A 17,095-nucleotide genomic window follows, 5' to 3' on the forward strand; every position below is an offset into this window, starting at 1 on the left:
TGTTTAGGGCTTGCCTTGCAGATCGCGATACGTGAGGTACACCCGCAGGTCGAATTCCACCTGGTGGTAGCCCGGCATCATGTATTCACAGAGTTTATAGAACGCCTTGTTGTGGTCCGATTCCTTGAAGTGCGCCAGTTCGTGCACCACGATCATGCGCAGAAATTCCGGCGCAGCCTCTTTGAACAAGGCGGCAATGCGAATCTCTTTCTTGGACTTCAGATTGCCGCCCTGCACCCGGGAAATCGTGGTGTGCAAACCCAAGGCGCGATGGGTAAGGTCCAGGCGGTTATCGAACAGCACTTTGTCGATGGCCGGCGCGTTCCGCAGGTGTTCCTGCTTCAAGGCCAGGGCGTAGCTGTACAGAGCCTTGTCGCTCTGCACGGCGTGGCGTTCAGGGTAACGCTGCTCCAGATAGGCGCCCAACTGGTCCTTGGCGATCAGTTGGCGCACTTGCTCCTGGAGGGCTGGGGGGTAGGCCTGGAGGTATTTCAGCGCGGTCATTGGGGTCTGCAACAGGGTTCGGATGGGCGCCAGTGTAGCGAATTCAACGCACGCGGGCGCGCGACCAGTCGGCCACTTCCTCGGCCATCAACGGCTGCGCCGCCCATGCCCCCTGGATAAACGTGCAACCGTTGGCCTTGAGCCACTGGGATTGCTCCAGCGTCTCCACGCCTTCGGCGACCACCAGCACGCCAAAATGCCCGCACAACTCGATAATGCTACGGGCCATCGCAGCATCCCGGGCCGAGCCCGGCAGGTGCGCGACCAATTGCGGGTCAAGCTTGAGCGTGTCGAACGCCAGGTCGCGCAGGTGGGCCAAAGAACAGTTGCCCGAACCGAAGTCATCCAGGGCGATACGCACGCCGATGCCACGCAGCAGTGTGAGCTGCTTGGCGGACTCTTCCAGGTTACTCATCAGGCTGTCTTCGCTGATTTCCACCTCCAACTGCCGCCCCTGCAACCCATGTCGCTCAAGCACCTGCTGCAGCTGGGTTGCCAGGTTGGGCATATTGAACTGGCTGCTGCTCAGGCTCACGCTCAGCACCAATTCATCATCGAAGGTGGCTTGCCAGGCCTGGCGCTGCGCGGCGACTTGCTGATAAATCCAGGCGCTCAACTGGCTGATCAGCCGGGCCTCCTCCAGCAGCGGCAAAAACAGCCCCGGCGGCACGTCGCCGACGCTCGGGTGCTGCCAGCGCAACAGCGCCTCGACCCCGCGCAAACGGCCGTCCTCCAGGGACACTTGAGGCTGGTAGACCAAGGTGAATTCCTTGTTTTGGATCGCGTTGCGCACACTGTCTTCAAGCATCAGTCGCGATCGGGCACGACCGTTCATTTCCTGATCGTAATAGCGATATTGCTGACGCCCCGCGCGCTTGGCTTCGTACATGGCGATGTCAGCCGCACGCAGCAGACCGTTCAAATCGGAGCCACAGTCCGGGAAGGTGGCGATGCCGATGCTGACCCCGAGCATCACATCCAAACCGTCGACCTGATGGCAAATCGATACCCGCTCGATCAGTTTTTCCGAAATTTTCGCCGCTTGCTCCGGAAACTCCAACGCCAACAACACAGTGAATTCATCGCCGCCGATGCGTCCGAGAATGTCGCAGGAACGCAGGCAACCCTGCAATTGCTCCGACACCCAGCGCAGCACCCGATCCCCGGCGTCATGCCCCAGTGAATCATTGACCCGCTTGAAGCCGTCAAGGTCCAGGTACAGCAACACCAGGCACTCCTCGTCCCGCTCACTGCGCAGCAAACTGTTTTCCACCGCCTGATGGAACCCCCGTCGGTTCAGCAGGCCGGTCAGCGGGTCGGTGACGGCCTGGAACTCCAGCTGTTGATGCAGGTGCCGCACTTCGGACATGTCCAGCACCGTCACCACCATGGCCTTCTGCTCGGCGGGCAACGGGGCGCAGGACAACGCCACCGGCACCTGCTGGCCACGGCTGGTCCGCAGGATCGCATCGTGCAGGCGCCAGGTTTCGCCCTGGCGGTAACCGGCGTACATCTGCGATTCCTGCCAGGCGGGCACATGGGGTTTTTGCAGGAACCGCAGAAACTCCTGGCCCAGCAACTCATGGGTCGTGGCATTGAGCAGGCGTGAAATCGCCGGGTTGGCGTACTCGATCACGCCGTCTTCACTCACGACCAGGATGCCTTCGGCGGCGTTATCCAACACCGAAGCGTTGAAGGCCCGGGCGGATTCCAGGTCATGGCTCAGGCGTTGCAACGCCCGGCGATTGCGCTGGTGCTCCAGCAACGCCTGGACCTTGGGCTTGAGAATATTGGGGTCGAAGGGTTTGAACAGGTAGTCGATGGCGCCGCTGGCATAGCCTTCCAGCACGGCGGCGGGTGACTGGGCGTTGGCGCTAAGGAAGATGATCGGTGTCATGCGGGTGCGCTGGCTGCCGCGCATCAAGCGGGCGACTTCGAAGCCGTCCATGCCGGGCATCATCACGTCGAGCAGCACCAGGTCGACTTCGTGTTGCAGCAGTAATTCCAGGGCTTCCAGGCCAGAAACGGCGGTTATCACCTGCCAATCATCACGCTGTAAAAGTGCGCGCATGCTGACCAGGTTTTCCGGGTAGTCATCGACCACCAAAAGAACCGAACCGCCATCGCCGTGGTGTGGAGCGCATTCCATGCTACGTCTCTTCCTTAAGGAGTTACCCCGGTCACTTCTGACAGCAAACCCGGACAAACTCTGAGGCCTCACTCTAGCCTCGGATCCGAAAAATCAGAAGTGACGTGGGTGCCATCATTGCGCCAAAGCTCAGGAAGCCGACTAACGGTCGAACCCCACAGCCCACGGCTTATGGGAAACATGGCTTTTTGACATTCCTCTGGCGCCAATAATTCGCCAGTAAACAATTAACAAGTTGGTTACCACCGCCTATAAAGAAGCTGTCTGGCCCAAGGGCCGAAGCCTACACCACTCTGTAAAAAGGCCTACGTCATGATTGACCTTTCCACCTGGAACCTGAGCATTCCGGTCGGCTCGCCCCCCGCGACGATCGACACCCCGAAACTGATGAGCGGTTTCAACGACCAATATTTCCAGGCCGAAGGCAGCGACGTGCAATTCTGGACACCCGTCACCGGCACCCGTACCGAAAACGCCGTTTACCCGCGCAGCGAACTGCGCGAAACCTACGCCGACGGCCGCCTGCGCAACTGGACGTACCCCGACGCCGACAACTACCTGCGTGCCACGCTGACCGTCAACCAGGTACCCTCCACCGGTAAAGTCGTGATCGGCCAGATCCACGCATACGACAGCCAAAAACCGATGATCAAGCTGGAATACCAATTCAAGGAAAAAACCCAGACCGGCAACATCGTCGCCAAGGTGCGCATGCGCCCGGATGAAGACGAAAGCCGTGTGATCATCGTCGCCTCGAACGTACCGCTGGAGAAGAGTTTTACCTACGTCATCAACCTCAATAAAGCCGGGCTGCTAACCGTCGAAGCGGCCGATGCCCAGTGGAACGAACGCATCGGTGCGGCGTGGGGCGCCAAGCCGTTGTACTTCAAGGCGGGGGCATATGTGCAGGACAACAGTGGCAACAGCAAGGAAGGCGCGCGGGTGACGTTTGCCAAGCTGGATATTGATCACGATTGAGTGCGGATTAGCCTCACTTCAAGTAGGCACTGTCCGTCGGTTTCAAAGATTATTCGCTGATTGATCCGACATTTTAAACGCACCGCCAATCCCTGTGGGAGCCGGGCTTGCCCGCGATGGCGGTGTGTCAGCCAATCCATCCAGTGACTGACACCCCCCATCGCGGGCAAGCCCGGTTCCTACATTTGAACTCCACTGGCTGGACAACAGAGGTTGGTCCTACACGACCGTTGCGGGGAAGCAGGTCGCCGCTTATAGTTCGCCGCGTCGCTGGCATTGAACAGCGATAGGGTTTCGCAGCCCTAACGATACGTGTGTGACCAAGCATCATGAAAACAACGACGGGCGCCCGCGCCCGGAGTCAATTTTATGGTGGCTGTGTGTGGGAGATCTTCGGATCTGCCGGGTTCCTCGTATCCTCGGTCTGCGAACCCGCACATAGCTACCACCCATTCGTTTCGCAGCGAGCGGCGGTAGTCCTTCTAGATACGAGGAATATTTGCCATGAAGCAACAACTACCACCCCGCCGTTTCATCCCCTGCACCGAAACCGCGACCGACACACCCGTACTCCTGATCGACAGCGATGCCCCACTGCCGGACCTCCACGCCTGCCTGCGCGAACGCCTCAACGCCGCCCTCGAACACCTCAACCTGATGGCCTGCTCCAGCCTGCCGGACTTCGCCGAGCGCGACCTGAACAACGTGACCAATATCGCGCGCATCCTGGTGCAAGACGTGAGCGACGTGTTCCGGGTCATTGAACACCGGGGTTTCGATACTCCACCCACAAGCTGATCAAACCCCAGCCACAGCTCTACGGTATTTTGATCGTTGATCGTTCCCACGCTCCGCGTGGGAATGCATCCCGTGACGCTCCGCGTCACCTTGCCCAGAGCTTGAGATAGGCGCCGGCATTGGGACGCGGGGCGTCCGGGGCGGCATTCCCACGCGGAGCGTGGGAACGATCATAGCTACCACCCATTCGTTTCGCAGCGAGCGGCGGTAGTCCTTCTGGATACGAGGAATATTTGCCATGACGCCACAATTGCCACCTGTATGGGACTTTTTTGAAGGAAAATCCTGAAATGTCCGTTTAACGGACATTTCTACGTATGGCCGGGCGTCTACATGGCTCGGGCGCTAGCTTAAATTTTATTTAGATGAATCCGCCCCTTCACCTCAAATCTTTATATCAAATCTCAAACACGCAAATAGCGCATTGGCATAAAAAACTGTCAACTATCACAGGTCAACGATAAAAAAAAGGCTGCTACTGTTCACAGCGCAAGGAATAAAAAGTTATCCCACTAGTGGATCACCCACACCTGAACAAGGAACAGTGCCATGCCCAGCCCTCTACCGCCCACGATAGCAACCGTTAAAGACAGTGCTGGAAACAACATAGCCAATAATGGAGCCGTTTCGGGAGGTAGTGTCTCCTTCACTGGCGCCGGTCTGCCCGGAGTGACATTGGATATCACCGTAACGACCGACGGAATTAAACAAACGCCTTCTACAGCAAGTGTACTTATAGGTTCAGATACCAAATGGTCAGCCAATCTGACCAGCCTACCGGCCGGCAATACGGTGGTCACATTTACCGAATCGCTAAGTAACCCTGTCGTAACATCGCCAGGAGGCATAGCCTCATGGAGCTTTACTGTTACATTGGGCGTACGAGAGGATTTCACGAGCCTTACCGGCCAGGTCTTCGAACAAAATTGGAGACTTATAACAAAAAACAACATCTCTTTTTACTACAATAGTAAAAACACGGGGTGCATTAGAGATGCAAGGGAATTCTGGCCGACAACCTCAAGCAGCTTTAAAGGAAAGCTTGAAGGGAGTGTCGTTTGCCTAAACTACTACCCCAAATTAGTAAGTGATGGCACTTCATTGTTCAGTTTAGGCTTGTGCAAATCTAAAGACGACAACACTATTGTCAACGTTTCCAAAGTCAGCTTCTACTACCTCAGCCAAGCCGAATGTACTGTATATGCCAAAGACGGCGCGGGGAATATATTAGACCAAAGAACGTTAGCCCCCAACCCAACGATGCCCTTACAAGTCACCTTCTCAGCACGCAACATTCTTGTCATAGTTGTATTAGCCCCGCCAATCGCAACAGCTTATTCTATGTCCAGCCAATTCACTATGGGCAACCTGGAACTAACGCCCTCCACATAAAAACGATAGCCATGCAAGTACAGAAGTACACATCAAAGATAGTTAAATATTACATGTCAACAACGCCCGACCTCTGGTTAAAAAAAACCCGCATCTCTGCGGGTTTTTTATTAACGCTTCAGGCTCAGTTCACCTTAGCGTTCAACTCACCTTTCAAATAACGCTGGTACATCGCTTCCAACGAGACCGGCTTGATCTTCGAAGCATTACCGGCAGTGCCAAACGCTTCATAACGCGCGATACACACATCACGCATCGCCGTCACGGTCGCGCCGAAGAACTTACGCGGGTCGAACTCGCTTGGGTTGGTAGCCATCAGGCGACGCATTGCGCCGGTGGATGCCAGACGCAGGTCGGTGTCGATGTTGACCTTGCGCACGCCGTACTTGATGCCTTCGACGATTTCTTCAACCGGTACGCCGTAGGTTTCTTTGATGTCGCCGCCATACTGGTTGATGATCGCCAGCCACTCTTGCGGTACCGAGGAAGAACCGTGCATCACCAAGTGGGTGTTGGGGATACGTTTGTGGATTTCCTTGATGCGGTCGATGGCCAGCACGTCGCCAGTAGGTGGCTTGGTGAATTTGTAGGCGCCGTGGCTGGTGCCGATGGCGATGGCCAGGGCGTCGACTTGGGTCTTCTTCACGAAGTCGGCAGCTTCTTCCGGGTCGGTCAGCATCTGGCTGTGATCCAGCACGCCTTCGGCGCCGATGCCGTCTTCTTCGCCGGCCATGCCGGTTTCCAGGGAACCCAGGCAGCCCAGTTCGCCTTCAACCGAGACGCCGCAAGCGTGAGCCAAGGCCACGGTTTGCTGGGTGACGCGTACGTTGTATTCGTAGTCGGTCGGGGTCTTGCCGTCTTCGCCGAGGGAGCCGTCCATCATCACCGAGCTGAAGCCCAGTTGGATGGAGCGCTGGCAAACGTCAGGGCTGGTGCCGTGGTCCTGGTGCATGCACACCGGGATGTGCGGGAACTCTTCGATTGCAGCGAGGATCAGGTGGCGCAGGAACGGCGCACCGGCGTATTTGCGGGCACCGGCCGAAGCCTGGACGATCACTGGAGAGTCGGTCTTGTCAGCGGCTTCCATGATGGCGCGCATCTGCTCAAGGTTGTTGACGTTAAAGGCTGGGACGCCGTAGCCGAACTCGGCTGCGTGGTCCAGCATTTGACGCATGCTGATAAGTGCCATTGTGTTGTCTCTCCCGGTCGAGGGTCGTTAATCGTGCAAGCCTGCCGTAGCGGCGGCTGCTATTCAAGTTATTGCACGTCAGGGTTTCAATACCTGACTTGCTGAATCGTTATTGCTGTCCGGCTTATTGAGCTTTGCAGCCCCGCCCGATCAAATCATCGGTGGCAACCCAGTAAATCAGGCCTTCCTCACCCTTTGTGTGAAACGCCAACTGGTCGTTGCTGTACAGCACGCCCGAAGCCGCCACGTCCTGCTTGAGACGGTAAACCTGGTCCGAACCGCCGAGGCGTACATCCACCTCGGAACGGGCCTGGTTGGCAAAGCGCCAGTTGACCTCGGCCTTGCTGTCGCAGGTCCAGGTGATCCACTTGTCGGCAGGCTCTGCCTTGTTAAACATGTTCATGTTGCTGCAACCGGCCAGTAAAGCCAGTGCTGCCAGGGCGAAAACGCCTTTCATTGCCAATCCTCGCACGCAGGCTCAAAGCCTGCGTTGCAGTCGGTTAGTTGATCAGACCCGTCAAGGGCAACCCTGTTCCTGACCGTTGGGCGCGGAGTCGTATTTCTCCAGCCGTTCGTTGCCGATGCGCTTGTTGATCACCGGCATGGTTTCGGCTTGCCAGTCAGCCTGATAGCAGCTCTTTTTCTGCACAGGTCCCGGCTTTCCAGCCGCAGGCTCCGCGCTTGGCGTGCTGCCGCAGCCGGCCAACAGGCCCGCTGCAATCACCAGTGCGAACGACTTGATCATGGGAATGCTCCTTTTCCTGATCCCGAGCCTCAGCCCTTGGCTCGGCTTTCCAGGACTTCAACGGCAGGCAGCACCTTGCCTTCGACGAATTCCAGGAATGCGCCGCCACCGGTAGAAATGTAGGAGATCTGGTCAGCAACGCCATATTTATCGATGGCCGCCAGGGTGTCACCGCCGCCGGCGATGGAGAATGCCGAGCTTTCAGCAATCGCCCGGGCCAACACTTTGGTGCCGTTGCCGAACTGATCGAACTCGAACACGCCGACCGGGCCGTTCCACAGAATGGTCTGGGACGACTTCAGCAGTTCAGCAAAGTTGGCCGCAGTTTGCGGGCCGATATCCAGGATCATGTCGTCGGCGGCCACGTCAGCGATGAGCTTGACGGTGGCTTCGGCGCTTTCGGCGAATTCCTTGGCCACGACCACGTCTACCGGCAGCGGCACGCTGACCTTGGCAGCGATGGCGCGGGCGGTGTCGAGCAGGTCGGGTTCGTACAGCGACTTGCCCACCGGATGGCCAGCTGCGGCCAGGAAGGTGTTGGCAATGCCGCCGCCGACGATCAACTGGTTGCAGATGGTGCTGAGGCTGTTGAGCACGTCCAGTTTGGTCGACACTTTCGAGCCGGCCACGATGGCGGCCATTGGCTGCGCCGGGGCGCCCAGGGCCTTGCCCAGTGCGTCCAGCTCAGCAGCCAGCAATGGGCCAGCAGCAGCAACCTTGGCGAACTTGGCCACGCCGTGGGTCGAACCTTCGGCGCGGTGAGCAGTGCCGAAAGCGTCCATCACGAACACGTCGCACAGGGCCGCGTATTGCTGGGCCAGTTCGTCGCTGTTCTTTTTCTCGCCCTTGTTGAAGCGCACGTTTTCGAACAGCACGATGTCGCCGGCCTTCACGTCAACGCCGCCCAGGTAGTCAGCCACCAATGGCACGTCACGGCCCAGGGCCTTGCTCAGGTATTCGGCTACAGGCTTGAGGCTGTTTTCAGCGGAGAACTCACCTTCGGTCGGGCGACCGAGGTGGGAGCAGACCATCACGGCCGCGCCTTTTTCCAGGGCCAGCTTGATGGTCGGCAGCGAGGCCAGGATTCGCGCATCGCTGGTGACAACACCGTCCTTGACTGGGACGTTGAGGTCTTCGCGAATCAGTACGCGCTTACCTTGCAGATCGAGGTCGGTCATCTTCAACACGGTCATGGGTGGCAGTTCCTGAATTGGCTATTTTAAAGGGCAGATTTAGCAGAGGCGATGTGCAGATAGTGTTCCGCGACATCCAGCATTCGGTTGGCAAACCCCCATTCGTTGTCGAACCAGGCCAGGATGTTCACCAGCCTCGGGCCGGAAACGCGGGTCTGGCTGGCATCGACAATCGCCGAATGCGGGTCATGGTTAAAATCACAACTGGCGTGCGGCAACTCGGTGTAGGCCAGCAAGCCTTTGAGCGGGCCGCTGGTGGCGGCGTCGCGCAGAATCCGGTTGACCTCAGTCGCATCGGTGTCACTGACGGTTTGCATGGTGATGTCCAGGCAGGACACGTTCACCGTCGGCACCCGTACGGCTTTGGCCTGAATTCGCCCGGCAAGTTCCGGCAGCAGTCGTTCGATGCCGCGTGCCAGGCCGGTGGACACCGGAATCACTGACTGAAAGGCCGAACGTGTGCGACGCAGGTCTTCATGGTGATAGGCGTCAATCACTGGCTGGTCGTTCATCGCTGAGTGAATCGTGGTGATCGACACGTAGTCCAGGCCGATCGCCTGATCCAGCAGGCGCAACAACGGCACGCTGCAGTTGGTGGTACAGGAGGCGTTGGACACCAGCAGTTCATTGCCGGTCAGGCAGTCCTGATTGATGCCGTAGACGATGGTGGCGTCGACATCCGCCTCGCTGGCCATCGGCTGGGAAAACAGCACACGCGGCGCACCGGCGTCGAGAAAACGCTGGCCATCGGCACGGGTGTTATAGGCACCGGAGCATTCCAACACCAGGTCGACGCCCAGCGCCGCCCAGTCGATGCCCTCGGGAGTGGCACTGCGCAGGACCTTCACGCAGTTGCCATTAATATGCAGACAATCGTCCTCGACCCGCACTTCGCCGGGGAACCGGCCGTGGGTGGAGTCAAAGCGTGTCAGGTATTCGATGCTGGCCATGTCGGCCAAATCGTTGATCGCAACAATCTCAAACCCGGCTGCCGCCCCTCGCTCGAACAGAGCACGCAAGACGCAACGACCAATGCGGCCGTAGCCGTTGAGTGCAACTTTGTAGGGACGCGGTTGAGGCATGGGGTTCTCGCAGTGGGGGCGACACAAACCACTGTAGGCGCTGGCTTGTGTGGCGAGGGAGCTTGCTCCCGCTGGGCTGCGAAGCAGCCCCAGACCGAACGATCGAGATACATCAGATACATCTCGATGACCGGTTTGGGAGCGCTACGCGCTCCAGCGGGAGCAAGCTCCCTCGCCACAACAAGCTCGCCCCTACAAAGGGTGCGGTGACCCTGTGGCCACCGCGTTCGCGCTTTAGTCTTCCAGCAGCTCTTCAGCCTGACCCAGGATGTTTTCCAGGGTAAAACCGAACTCTTCGAACAATGCTGGCGCCGGCGCCGACTCACCGTAGGTAGTCATGCCGATCACGCGGCCTTCCAGGCCCACGTACTTGTACCAGTAGTCAGCGTGAGCCGCTTCGATGGCGATACGTGCACTGACCTGCAACGGCAATACCGATTGCTTGTAGTCGGCGTCCTGGGCTTCGAACAGGCTGGTGCATGGCATGGAGACCACGCGCACGTTACGGCCTTGCTCGGTCAGCTTGTCGTAGGCCTGAACGGTCAGGCCGACTTCGGAACCGGTGGAGATCAGGATCAGCTCCGGCTCGCCGATGCAGTCCTTGAGCACGTAGCCGCCACGGCTGATGTCGGCGATTTGCGCGTCGGTACGCACCTGGTGCTGCAGGTTCTGACGCGAGAAGATCAGCGCCGAAGGGCCGTCCTTGCGTTCGATGGCGTGCTTCCAGGCCACGGCGGACTCGACCGCGTCGGCTGGGCGCCAGCAGTCCAGGTTCGGCGTGGTACGCAGGCTGGTCAGTTGCTCGACCGGCTGGTGCGTCGGGCCGTCTTCGCCCAGGCCGATGGAGTCGTGGGTGTACACATGGATCACCCGCTTCTTCATCAGCGCCGCCATACGTACCGCGTTACGCGCGTATTCCATGAACATCAGGAAGGTCGCGCCGTAAGGCACCAGGCCGCCGTGCAGGGACACGCCGTTCATGATGGCGCTCATGCCGAACTCGCGCACGCCGTAGTACATGTAGTTGCCGCTGGCGTCTTCGGCCGAGACACCTTTGCAACCTTTCCACAGGGTCAGGTTGGAACCGGCCAGGTCAGCCGAGCCCCCGAGGATCTCAGGCAGCAGCGGGCCAAAGGCGTTCAGGGTGTTCTGGCTGGCTTTACGGCTGGCGATGGTCTCGCCCTTGGCCGCGACTTCGGCGATGTAGGCCGAGGCTTTTTCCGAGAAGTCGGCAGGCAAGTCACCGGCCAGGCGACGCACCAGTTCGTTGGCAAGCTCAGGGAATTCGGCGGAGTAGGCAGCAAAACGCTGGTCCCACTCGGCTTCGGCAGCCAGGCCTTTTTCCTTGGCATCCCACTCGGCGTAGATGTCGGCCGGGATTTCGAACGGGCCGTGGTTCCACTTCAGCGCGGCGCGGGTCAGGGCGATTTCCGCGTCACCCAGAGGGGCGCCGTGGCAGTCTTCCTTGCCTTGCTTGTTCGGCGAACCGAAGCCGATGGTGGTCTTGCAGCAGATCAGGGTCGGCTGCTCGCTCTTGCGGGCGGTATCGATGGCGGTCTTGATTTCTTCAGGATCGTGGCCGTCGACGTTGCGGATCACCTGCCAGTTGTAGGCTTCGAAACGCTTCGGGGTGTCGTCGGTGAACCAGCCTTCGACTTCGCCATCGATGGAGATGCCGTTGTCATCGTAGAAGGCAATCAGCTTGCCCAGGCCCAGGGTGCCGGCCAGGGACGAGACTTCGTGGGAAATGCCTTCCATCATGCAGCCATCACCCAGGAACACATAGGTGTGGTGGTCGACGATGTTGTGGCCAGGGCGGTTGAACTGTGCGCCCAGGACTTTTTCAGCCAGCGCAAAACCAACGGCGTTGGCCAGGCCTTGGCCCAGGGGACCGGTGGTGGTCTCGACGCCTGGGGTGTAGCCGAATTCCGGGTGGCCCGGGGTGCGGCTGTGCAGCTGGCGGAAGCTCTTGAGGTCATCGATGGTGACGTCGTAGCCGGTCAGGTGCAGCAGCGAGTAGATCAGCATCGAGCCGTGGCCGTTGGACAGCACGAAGCGGTCACGGTCGGCGAAGGACGGGTTGCTCGGGTTGTGTTTCAGGTAGTCACGCCAAAGTACCTCGGCGATATCCGCCATGCCCATCGGGGCACCGGGATGGCCGCTGTTGGCTTTTTGCACGGCATCCATGCTGAGGGCACGAATGGCGTTGGCACGCTCACGACGGCTGGGCATCGCTGTTCTCCTGCGAGAGTGAATAAAAGAAACGGAAAAAAGGACCGGCATTTTCCCTCAGCGACCGTCTTCGGGCAATGACAGATAGTCACTTGAGGGTGTTTTTCCTGAGGTTTGCGCGGCAATCGCCTGCAGAAACCTTTAACCGGTTCGTCTAAAGGTTATAGCGGCTGCTTATAACCGCCACTTATCGACCAATATCAAAACTTTTTGATATTGGTGTTGCAGGGACTCCACCCCGTCACTAGACTGCTGGCCTTATGAATCTACCTGTGCCCTCCCTGCGTCCCGACGATGGCGATGAGCTGGCAACCTTGTGCAAGGCCGCTGGTGATCCGTTGCGCCTGAACGTATTGCGTGCGCTGACCAACGATTCCTTCGGTGTATTGGAGCTGGCGCAGATCTTCGCCATCGGCCAGTCCGGCATGAGCCATCACTTGAAGGTGCTGGCCCAGGCCGACCTGGTTGCCACCCGGCGTGAAGGCAATGCGATTTTTTACCGTCGCGCCCTGCCCCACACCGAGTTGCTCGGCGGCAAGCTGCACGCCGCGCTGCTCGAAGAAGTCGACAATCTGAACCTGCCCCACGACGTACAGTCGCGTATCGGTCAGGTGCACGGGCAACGTGCCGCGGCCAGCCAGGACTTTTTCTCACGGGTTGCCGAGAAGTTTCGCGCCCAGCAGGACCTGATCGCCGGCCTGCCCCAATACCGCGAAAGCGTACTGGCGCTGCTGGACAAGTTGAGCTTCAGTGATGAGGCCACTGCGCTGGAAGTCGGCCCGGGCGACGGCGGTTTCCTGCCAGAACTGGCGCGGCGCTTCAAGCAGGTCACGGCGCTGGACAATAGCCCGGCCATGCTGGAGCTGGCACGCCAGCTGTGCGAACGCGAGGCGTTGGGCAATGTCACCCTGCAACTGGCCGACGCCTTGAGCAGCACGACGATCAAGGCCGACTGTGTGGTGCTGAACATGGTCTTGCACCATTTTGCCGCCCCCGCCGACGCCCTCAAGCAGATGGCGAAATTGCTGCAACCCGGCGGTAGCCTGCTGGTCACAGATTTATGCAGCCACAACCAGAATTGGGCCAGGGAGGCCTGCGGTGATCTCTGGTTGGGTTTTGAACAGGACGATCTGGCCCGTTGGGCCACCGCTGCGGGACTCGTTCCCGGGGAAAGCCTCTATGTAGGTTTACGTAATGGTTTCCAGATCCAGGTCCGCCATTTTCAGCGACCGGCTGGCGACACTCACCATCGGTAAATATCAGGAAAACATCGAGATGAGCGAATACTCCCTTTTCACCTCCGAGTCCGTGTCTGAAGGGCATCCGGACAAAATCGCCGACCAGATTTCTGATGCGGTGCTGGACGCCATCATTGCTGAAGACAAGTTCGCCCGTGTGGCGTGCGAGACTCTGGTGAAAACGGGCGTGGCGATCATCGCCGGCGAAGTCACCACCACGGCCTGGGTCGACCTGGAGCAGATCGTTCGTGATGTGATCACCGACATCGGCTACAACAGCTCCGACGTCGGCTTCGACGGCGCGACCTGCGGCGTGATGAACATCATCGGCAAGCAGTCCCCCGACATCAACCAGGGTGTCGACCGCGCCAAGCCTGAAGATCAGGGCGCCGGCGACCAGGGCCTGATGTTCGGCTACGCCAGCAACGAAACCGACGTGCTGATGCCGGCGCCGATCACCTTTTCGCACCAACTGGTAAAGCGCCAGGCCGAAGCCCGCAAAAGCGGCCTGCTGCCTTGGCTGCGCCCGGACGCCAAGTCCCAGGTGACCTGCCGTTATGAAGGCGGCAAAGTCGTCGGCATCGACGCTGTCGTACTGTCGACCCAGCACAACCCGGACGTTTCCTACGCCGACCTGCGCGAAGGCGTGATGGAGCTGATCGTCAAGCACGTGCTGCCTGCTGAACTGCTGAGCAAGGACACCCAGTTCCACATCAACCCGACTGGCCAGTTCATCATCGGTGGCCCAGTGGGTGACTGCGGCCTGACCGGTCGCAAGATCATCGTCGACAGCTACGGCGGCATGGCCCGTCACGGCGGTGGCGCGTTCTCTGGTAAAGACCCCTCCAAGGTTGACCGTTCGGCTGCCTATGCTGGTCGTTACGTGGCCAAGAACATCGTGGCAGCCGGCCTGGCCGAGCGCTGCGAGATTCAAGTGTCCTACGCCATCGGTGTAGCGCAGCCTACGTCGATCTCGCTGAATACCTTCGGCACCGGCAAAATTAGCGACGACAAGATCGTCAAGCTGGTGCGTGAGATCTTCGACCTGCGCCCTTACGCGATCACCACCATGCTCGACCTGCTGCACCCGATGTACCAGGAAACCGCGGCCTACGGCCACTTCGGCCGTACCCCGGCACAGAAGACGGTCGGCGACGACACCTTCACCACCTTCACCTGGGAAAAAACCGACCGCGCCAACGACCTGCGTATCGCTGCCGGTCTGTAATCGCTTGCGGCACCCAAAGCCCCGCCGGGTTTGCCCGGCGGGGCTTTTTATTGCCGGGTGATTCGCGGCGAGCTTCACATTTATTGGATCCAAACCTTGCAGGCCAAATAATGGCCCTCTAGAATCCGCGCCCTCTCGGGCCCTCACCTTACTTGGATATTGCACTGCGCCAGCCCGGGAGCCATAAGCGCGCAGGCAATCGAACATTGAGGTTTTCATGCGTATTTCCACACTCGCCCCCGCTGCCCTTTTGCTCTGCCTCTTCGCCCTGCCGGCCAATGCCGCCGACCTGAGCGCACTGAGTGGTGCACTGAGCTCCCAACTGGGTGGCGGCAATTCCGGCGACTGCCAGCAGCAAGCCAAAGACCTGCAAACCAAGATCGATGCCGCCAACGCCAAGAACGACACCTTGAAAGTGAAGGCCTTTGAAGCGGCGCTGGAACAGGTCAACAAAGGTTGCAACAAACTTGCTGAATCCCAGGCCAAAACCGACGCCAAGCAGCAAAAGCAGCAGGCCAAGGCTGAAAACAACGACGCCGTGAAGGCTTTGGGCGGTCTGTTCAAGTAAACAGAAACACCCTGTAAAAAGCCCCGCACTGTCGGGGCTTTTTTGTGGCCGGGTGGATCACTTAGGCTGGGCGCCCCTTCCGAGCAAGGATGCTCATGATGCGCTTACTGATTGCTCTTTTACTCAGTGCTTTATCCATTTTGGCGTGGGCGGATGACTGCCCTGATGAGGCCCGATCCCAGGCCAGCACCCTGGCCGAACACGTCAGCCTCTGGGATGACAGTTACCACCGGCTCGGCCAATCCCCCGTCAGCGACGAGCTTTACGACCAGGCCCGCGAACGCATGGCGCGCTGGCGCCAATGCTTTCCAGCCTCCACTGCGGTAGCTGACAACCCGTTGGCGAGTTCACGGGGCTCCGTGCCTCACCCGGTCGCCCACACGGGCCTGGGGAAACTGCTCGATGAACCGGCCGTCGAGGAATGGCTGAGCACGCGGCAAGGCGTCTGGATTCAGCCCAAGGTCGACGGTGTCGCCGTGACGCTGGTGTATCGCGAGGGACGATTGAGCCAAGTCATCAGCCGAGGCGATGGCCTGCTCGGCCAGGATTGGACCGCCTCCGCCAGCAAAATCCCCGGCATCGTCCAGCAATTGCCTGAGCCCATCGACCTGGTGCTGCAAGGCGAATTGTATTGGCGCCTCGACGCTCACGTGCAATCGGCACGCGGCGGGCTCAATGCTCGCAGCAAGGTGGCCGGTTTGATGAACCGCCTACAGCTGAGCGACGCCGACGCCGGCGGAATTGGCCTGTTTGTCTGGGCCTGGCCCGACGGCCCGGCAGATTTCACCGGTCGCCTGGCAACCCTGGCGCGCTGGGGCTTCCCGGACAGCCAGCGCTACAGCCAGCCGCTCCAAACCATCAGCGACGCCGCATACTGGCGTAACTGGTGGTACAACCACCCACTGCCGTTCGCCAGCGATGGGGTGGTGCTGCACCAATCCATACGGGCACCCGCGCAGCGCTGGAAGGTCAGCGCGCCTTACTGGGCGGTCGCCTGGAAGTACCCCGTCGCCAAGGCGCTGGCACTGGTGCGCAACGTTAAATTCACCATCGGCCGCACCGGGCGCATCACGCCCATGCTGGAGCTGGAGCCGGTGCGGCTGGATGATCGGCAGATCCGCCGGGTCAGCGCAGGCTCGCTGAACCGCTGGCAGGCGCTGGACATCCGCCCCGGCGACCAAGTGTCCATCAGCCTCGCCGGCCAAGTGATTCCCCGATTGGACGGGGTGATCCTGCGCAACGAAACCAGGATGGCCGTGCAAGTGCCCTCGGCCAAGGATTTTCACGCCTTGAGCTGCTGGCAGCTGGACCCCGGCTGTGAGGAGCAATTACTGGCGCGCCTGACCTGGCTGAGCGGCAACGATGGCCTGGCCTTGCCGCATATGGGCCGCGAGACCTGGAACGTATTGATCCAGGCCGGTCTAATCGCAGGCTTTCTCGATTGGTTAACCCTGGATGCGGCAGAGCTTGCTAACATTGATGGCTTCGGTGATCGCAGCCGTGCGCGGGTGCTCGACAGCATTCACAGCGCTCGGCAACGGCCCTTTGCACAATGGCTCAAGGCCTTGGGCGTAGCGCCTGCGGCACGCAGCAACCTGGAAGGAAACTGGCAAACGCTGGTGGCCAAAGACACCCAAGCCTGGCTGGCCACTGATGGCATCGGCCCGGGCCGCGCAGCGCAACTAAGCGCTTTTTTTCGCGACCCGCAGGTACAGGCGTTGGCTGAGACACTACGCGTGGCCGGGATAGACGGGTTTTGAACCCGACCCGGCCACTTTTAAACGACGGCAGAATTCACC

15 protein-coding genes are annotated in these 17,095 nt (G+C 59.6%); 7 read left to right on the forward strand and 8 right to left on the reverse strand.

The genetic code is table 11. The features are described from left to right. Positions 1 to 3: 3 nt before the first annotated feature. The gene (locus tag ACR52_RS07215) at positions 4 to 504 is read right to left on the reverse strand and encodes a M48 metallopeptidase family protein (protein WP_048722377.1); all 501 of its coding nucleotides are present in this window, start codon (positions 502 to 504) and stop codon (positions 4 to 6) included. A 43-nt stretch (positions 505 to 547) separates the two neighbouring features. Continuing rightward, positions 548 to 2,653, reverse strand: a complete 2,106-nt coding sequence (locus ACR52_RS07220) for a putative bifunctional diguanylate cyclase/phosphodiesterase (RefSeq protein WP_048722380.1) — start codon at positions 2,651 to 2,653, stop codon at positions 548 to 550. 312 nt (positions 2,654 to 2,965) lie between these two features. Here ACR52_RS07220 and ACR52_RS07225 point away from each other — a divergent pair, with 312 nt between their 5' ends. The 3 genes from ACR52_RS07225 (at position 2,966) to ACR52_RS30220 (ending at position 5,821) form a co-directional block, all read left to right on the forward strand. Continuing rightward, the gene (locus ACR52_RS07225; RefSeq protein ID WP_048722385.1) at positions 2,966 to 3,631 is read left to right on the forward strand and encodes a polysaccharide lyase family 7 protein; all 666 of its coding nucleotides are present in this window, start codon (positions 2,966 to 2,968) and stop codon (positions 3,629 to 3,631) included. A gap of 504 nt (positions 3,632 to 4,135) precedes the next feature. Further along, positions 4,136 to 4,429 (forward strand): hypothetical protein, encoded by a 294-nt coding sequence (locus ACR52_RS07230; protein ID WP_048722388.1) that lies wholly within the window; start codon positions 4,136 to 4,138, stop codon positions 4,427 to 4,429. Positions 4,430 to 4,978: 549 nt separating this feature from the next. Next, the gene (locus ACR52_RS30220) at positions 4,979 to 5,821 is read left to right on the forward strand and encodes a hypothetical protein (protein ID WP_152687596.1); all 843 of its coding nucleotides are present in this window, start codon (positions 4,979 to 4,981) and stop codon (positions 5,819 to 5,821) included. 124 nt (positions 5,822 to 5,945) lie between these two features. Here ACR52_RS30220 and fba read toward each other — a convergent pair whose 3' ends face one another. From fba to tkt, 6 genes are all read right to left on the reverse strand, one after another. Continuing rightward, on the reverse strand, positions 5,946 to 7,010 hold the full coding sequence (gene fba, locus ACR52_RS07235; RefSeq protein WP_048722391.1) for a class II fructose-bisphosphate aldolase: 1,065 nt from the start codon (positions 7,008 to 7,010) through the stop codon (positions 5,946 to 5,948). Positions 7,011 to 7,134: 124 nt separating this feature from the next. Beyond that, entirely contained in the window at positions 7,135 to 7,467 is a 333-nt protein-coding gene (locus ACR52_RS07240; RefSeq protein ID WP_048722394.1) for an MliC family protein, read from the reverse strand. Positions 7,468 to 7,527: 60 nt separating this feature from the next. Beyond that, positions 7,528 to 7,755 carry a lipoprotein gene (locus ACR52_RS07245; protein WP_048722397.1) on the reverse strand — a complete coding sequence of 76 codons (228 nt, stop codon included), beginning with the start codon at positions 7,753 to 7,755 and terminating at the stop codon, positions 7,528 to 7,530. Positions 7,756 to 7,784: 29 nt separating this feature from the next. After that, entirely contained in the window at positions 7,785 to 8,948 is a 1,164-nt protein-coding gene (locus ACR52_RS07250; RefSeq protein ID WP_048722402.1) for a phosphoglycerate kinase, read from the reverse strand. Between the two features lie 26 nt (positions 8,949 to 8,974). After that, positions 8,975 to 10,030, reverse strand: a complete 1,056-nt coding sequence (gene epd / locus ACR52_RS07255; RefSeq protein WP_048722405.1) for an erythrose-4-phosphate dehydrogenase — start codon at positions 10,028 to 10,030, stop codon at positions 8,975 to 8,977. Between the two features lie 234 nt (positions 10,031 to 10,264). Next, positions 10,265 to 12,262 carry a transketolase gene (gene tkt / locus ACR52_RS07260; RefSeq protein ID WP_048722408.1) on the reverse strand — a complete coding sequence of 666 codons (1,998 nt, stop codon included), beginning with the start codon at positions 12,260 to 12,262 and terminating at the stop codon, positions 10,265 to 10,267. 260 nt (positions 12,263 to 12,522) lie between these two features. Here tkt and ACR52_RS07265 point away from each other — a divergent pair, with 260 nt between their 5' ends. From ACR52_RS07265 to ligB, 4 genes are all read left to right on the forward strand, one after another. Beyond that, a complete protein-coding gene (locus ACR52_RS07265; RefSeq protein WP_048722411.1) occupies positions 12,523 to 13,518 on the forward strand; it encodes an ArsR/SmtB family transcription factor in 996 nt (331 codons plus the stop codon). A 19-nt stretch (positions 13,519 to 13,537) separates the two neighbouring features. Then, positions 13,538 to 14,728, forward strand: a complete 1,191-nt coding sequence (metK, locus tag ACR52_RS07270) for a methionine adenosyltransferase (protein ID WP_048722413.1) — start codon at positions 13,538 to 13,540, stop codon at positions 14,726 to 14,728. Between the two features lie 217 nt (positions 14,729 to 14,945). Beyond that, positions 14,946 to 15,296, forward strand: coding sequence for a DUF1090 family protein (locus ACR52_RS07275; RefSeq protein WP_048722417.1), 351 nt, complete (start codon positions 14,946 to 14,948; stop codon positions 15,294 to 15,296). A 95-nt stretch (positions 15,297 to 15,391) separates the two neighbouring features. Beyond that, complete coding sequence (ligB, locus tag ACR52_RS07280) at positions 15,392 to 17,056, forward strand: NAD-dependent DNA ligase LigB (RefSeq protein WP_048722420.1); 1,665 nt, start codon at positions 15,392 to 15,394, stop codon at positions 17,054 to 17,056. Positions 17,057 to 17,095 lie beyond the last annotated feature (39 nt).

Origin of the sequence: Pseudomonas fildesensis (assembly GCF_001050345.1) — a bacterium.
GTDB lineage: Bacteria > Pseudomonadota > Gammaproteobacteria > Pseudomonadales > Pseudomonadaceae > Aquipseudomonas > Aquipseudomonas fildesensis.

Excerpts from the sequence above, each read along its gene's own strand:
- ACR52_RS07215 (WP_048722377.1), bottom strand. The coding sequence starts at position 504 with ATGACCGCGCTGAAATACCTCCAGGCCTACCCCCCAGCCCTCCAGGAG.
- ACR52_RS07220 (WP_048722380.1), bottom strand. The coding sequence starts at position 2,653 with ATGGAATGCGCTCCACACCACGGCGATGGCGGTTCGGTTCTTTTGGTG.
- ACR52_RS07225 (WP_048722385.1), top strand. The coding sequence starts at position 2,966 with ATGATTGACCTTTCCACCTGGAACCTGAGCATTCCGGTCGGCTCGCCC.
- ACR52_RS07230 (WP_048722388.1), top strand. The coding sequence starts at position 4,136 with ATGAAGCAACAACTACCACCCCGCCGTTTCATCCCCTGCACCGAAACC.
- ACR52_RS30220 (WP_152687596.1), top strand. The coding sequence starts at position 4,979 with ATGCCCAGCCCTCTACCGCCCACGATAGCAACCGTTAAAGACAGTGCT.
- fba (WP_048722391.1), bottom strand. The coding sequence starts at position 7,010 with ATGGCACTTATCAGCATGCGTCAAATGCTGGACCACGCAGCCGAGTTC.
- ACR52_RS07240 (WP_048722394.1), bottom strand. The coding sequence starts at position 7,467 with ATGAAAGGCGTTTTCGCCCTGGCAGCACTGGCTTTACTGGCCGGTTGC.
- ACR52_RS07245 (WP_048722397.1), bottom strand. The coding sequence starts at position 7,755 with ATGATCAAGTCGTTCGCACTGGTGATTGCAGCGGGCCTGTTGGCCGGC.
- ACR52_RS07250 (WP_048722402.1), bottom strand. The coding sequence starts at position 8,948 with ATGACCGTGTTGAAGATGACCGACCTCGATCTGCAAGGTAAGCGCGTA.
- epd (WP_048722405.1), bottom strand. The coding sequence starts at position 10,030 with ATGCCTCAACCGCGTCCCTACAAAGTTGCACTCAACGGCTACGGCCGC.
- tkt (WP_048722408.1), bottom strand. The coding sequence starts at position 12,262 with ATGCCCAGCCGTCGTGAGCGTGCCAACGCCATTCGTGCCCTCAGCATG.
- ACR52_RS07265 (WP_048722411.1), top strand. The coding sequence starts at position 12,523 with ATGAATCTACCTGTGCCCTCCCTGCGTCCCGACGATGGCGATGAGCTG.
- metK (WP_048722413.1), top strand. The coding sequence starts at position 13,538 with ATGAGCGAATACTCCCTTTTCACCTCCGAGTCCGTGTCTGAAGGGCAT.
- ACR52_RS07275 (WP_048722417.1), top strand. The coding sequence starts at position 14,946 with ATGCGTATTTCCACACTCGCCCCCGCTGCCCTTTTGCTCTGCCTCTTC.
- ligB (WP_048722420.1), top strand. The coding sequence starts at position 15,392 with ATGATGCGCTTACTGATTGCTCTTTTACTCAGTGCTTTATCCATTTTG.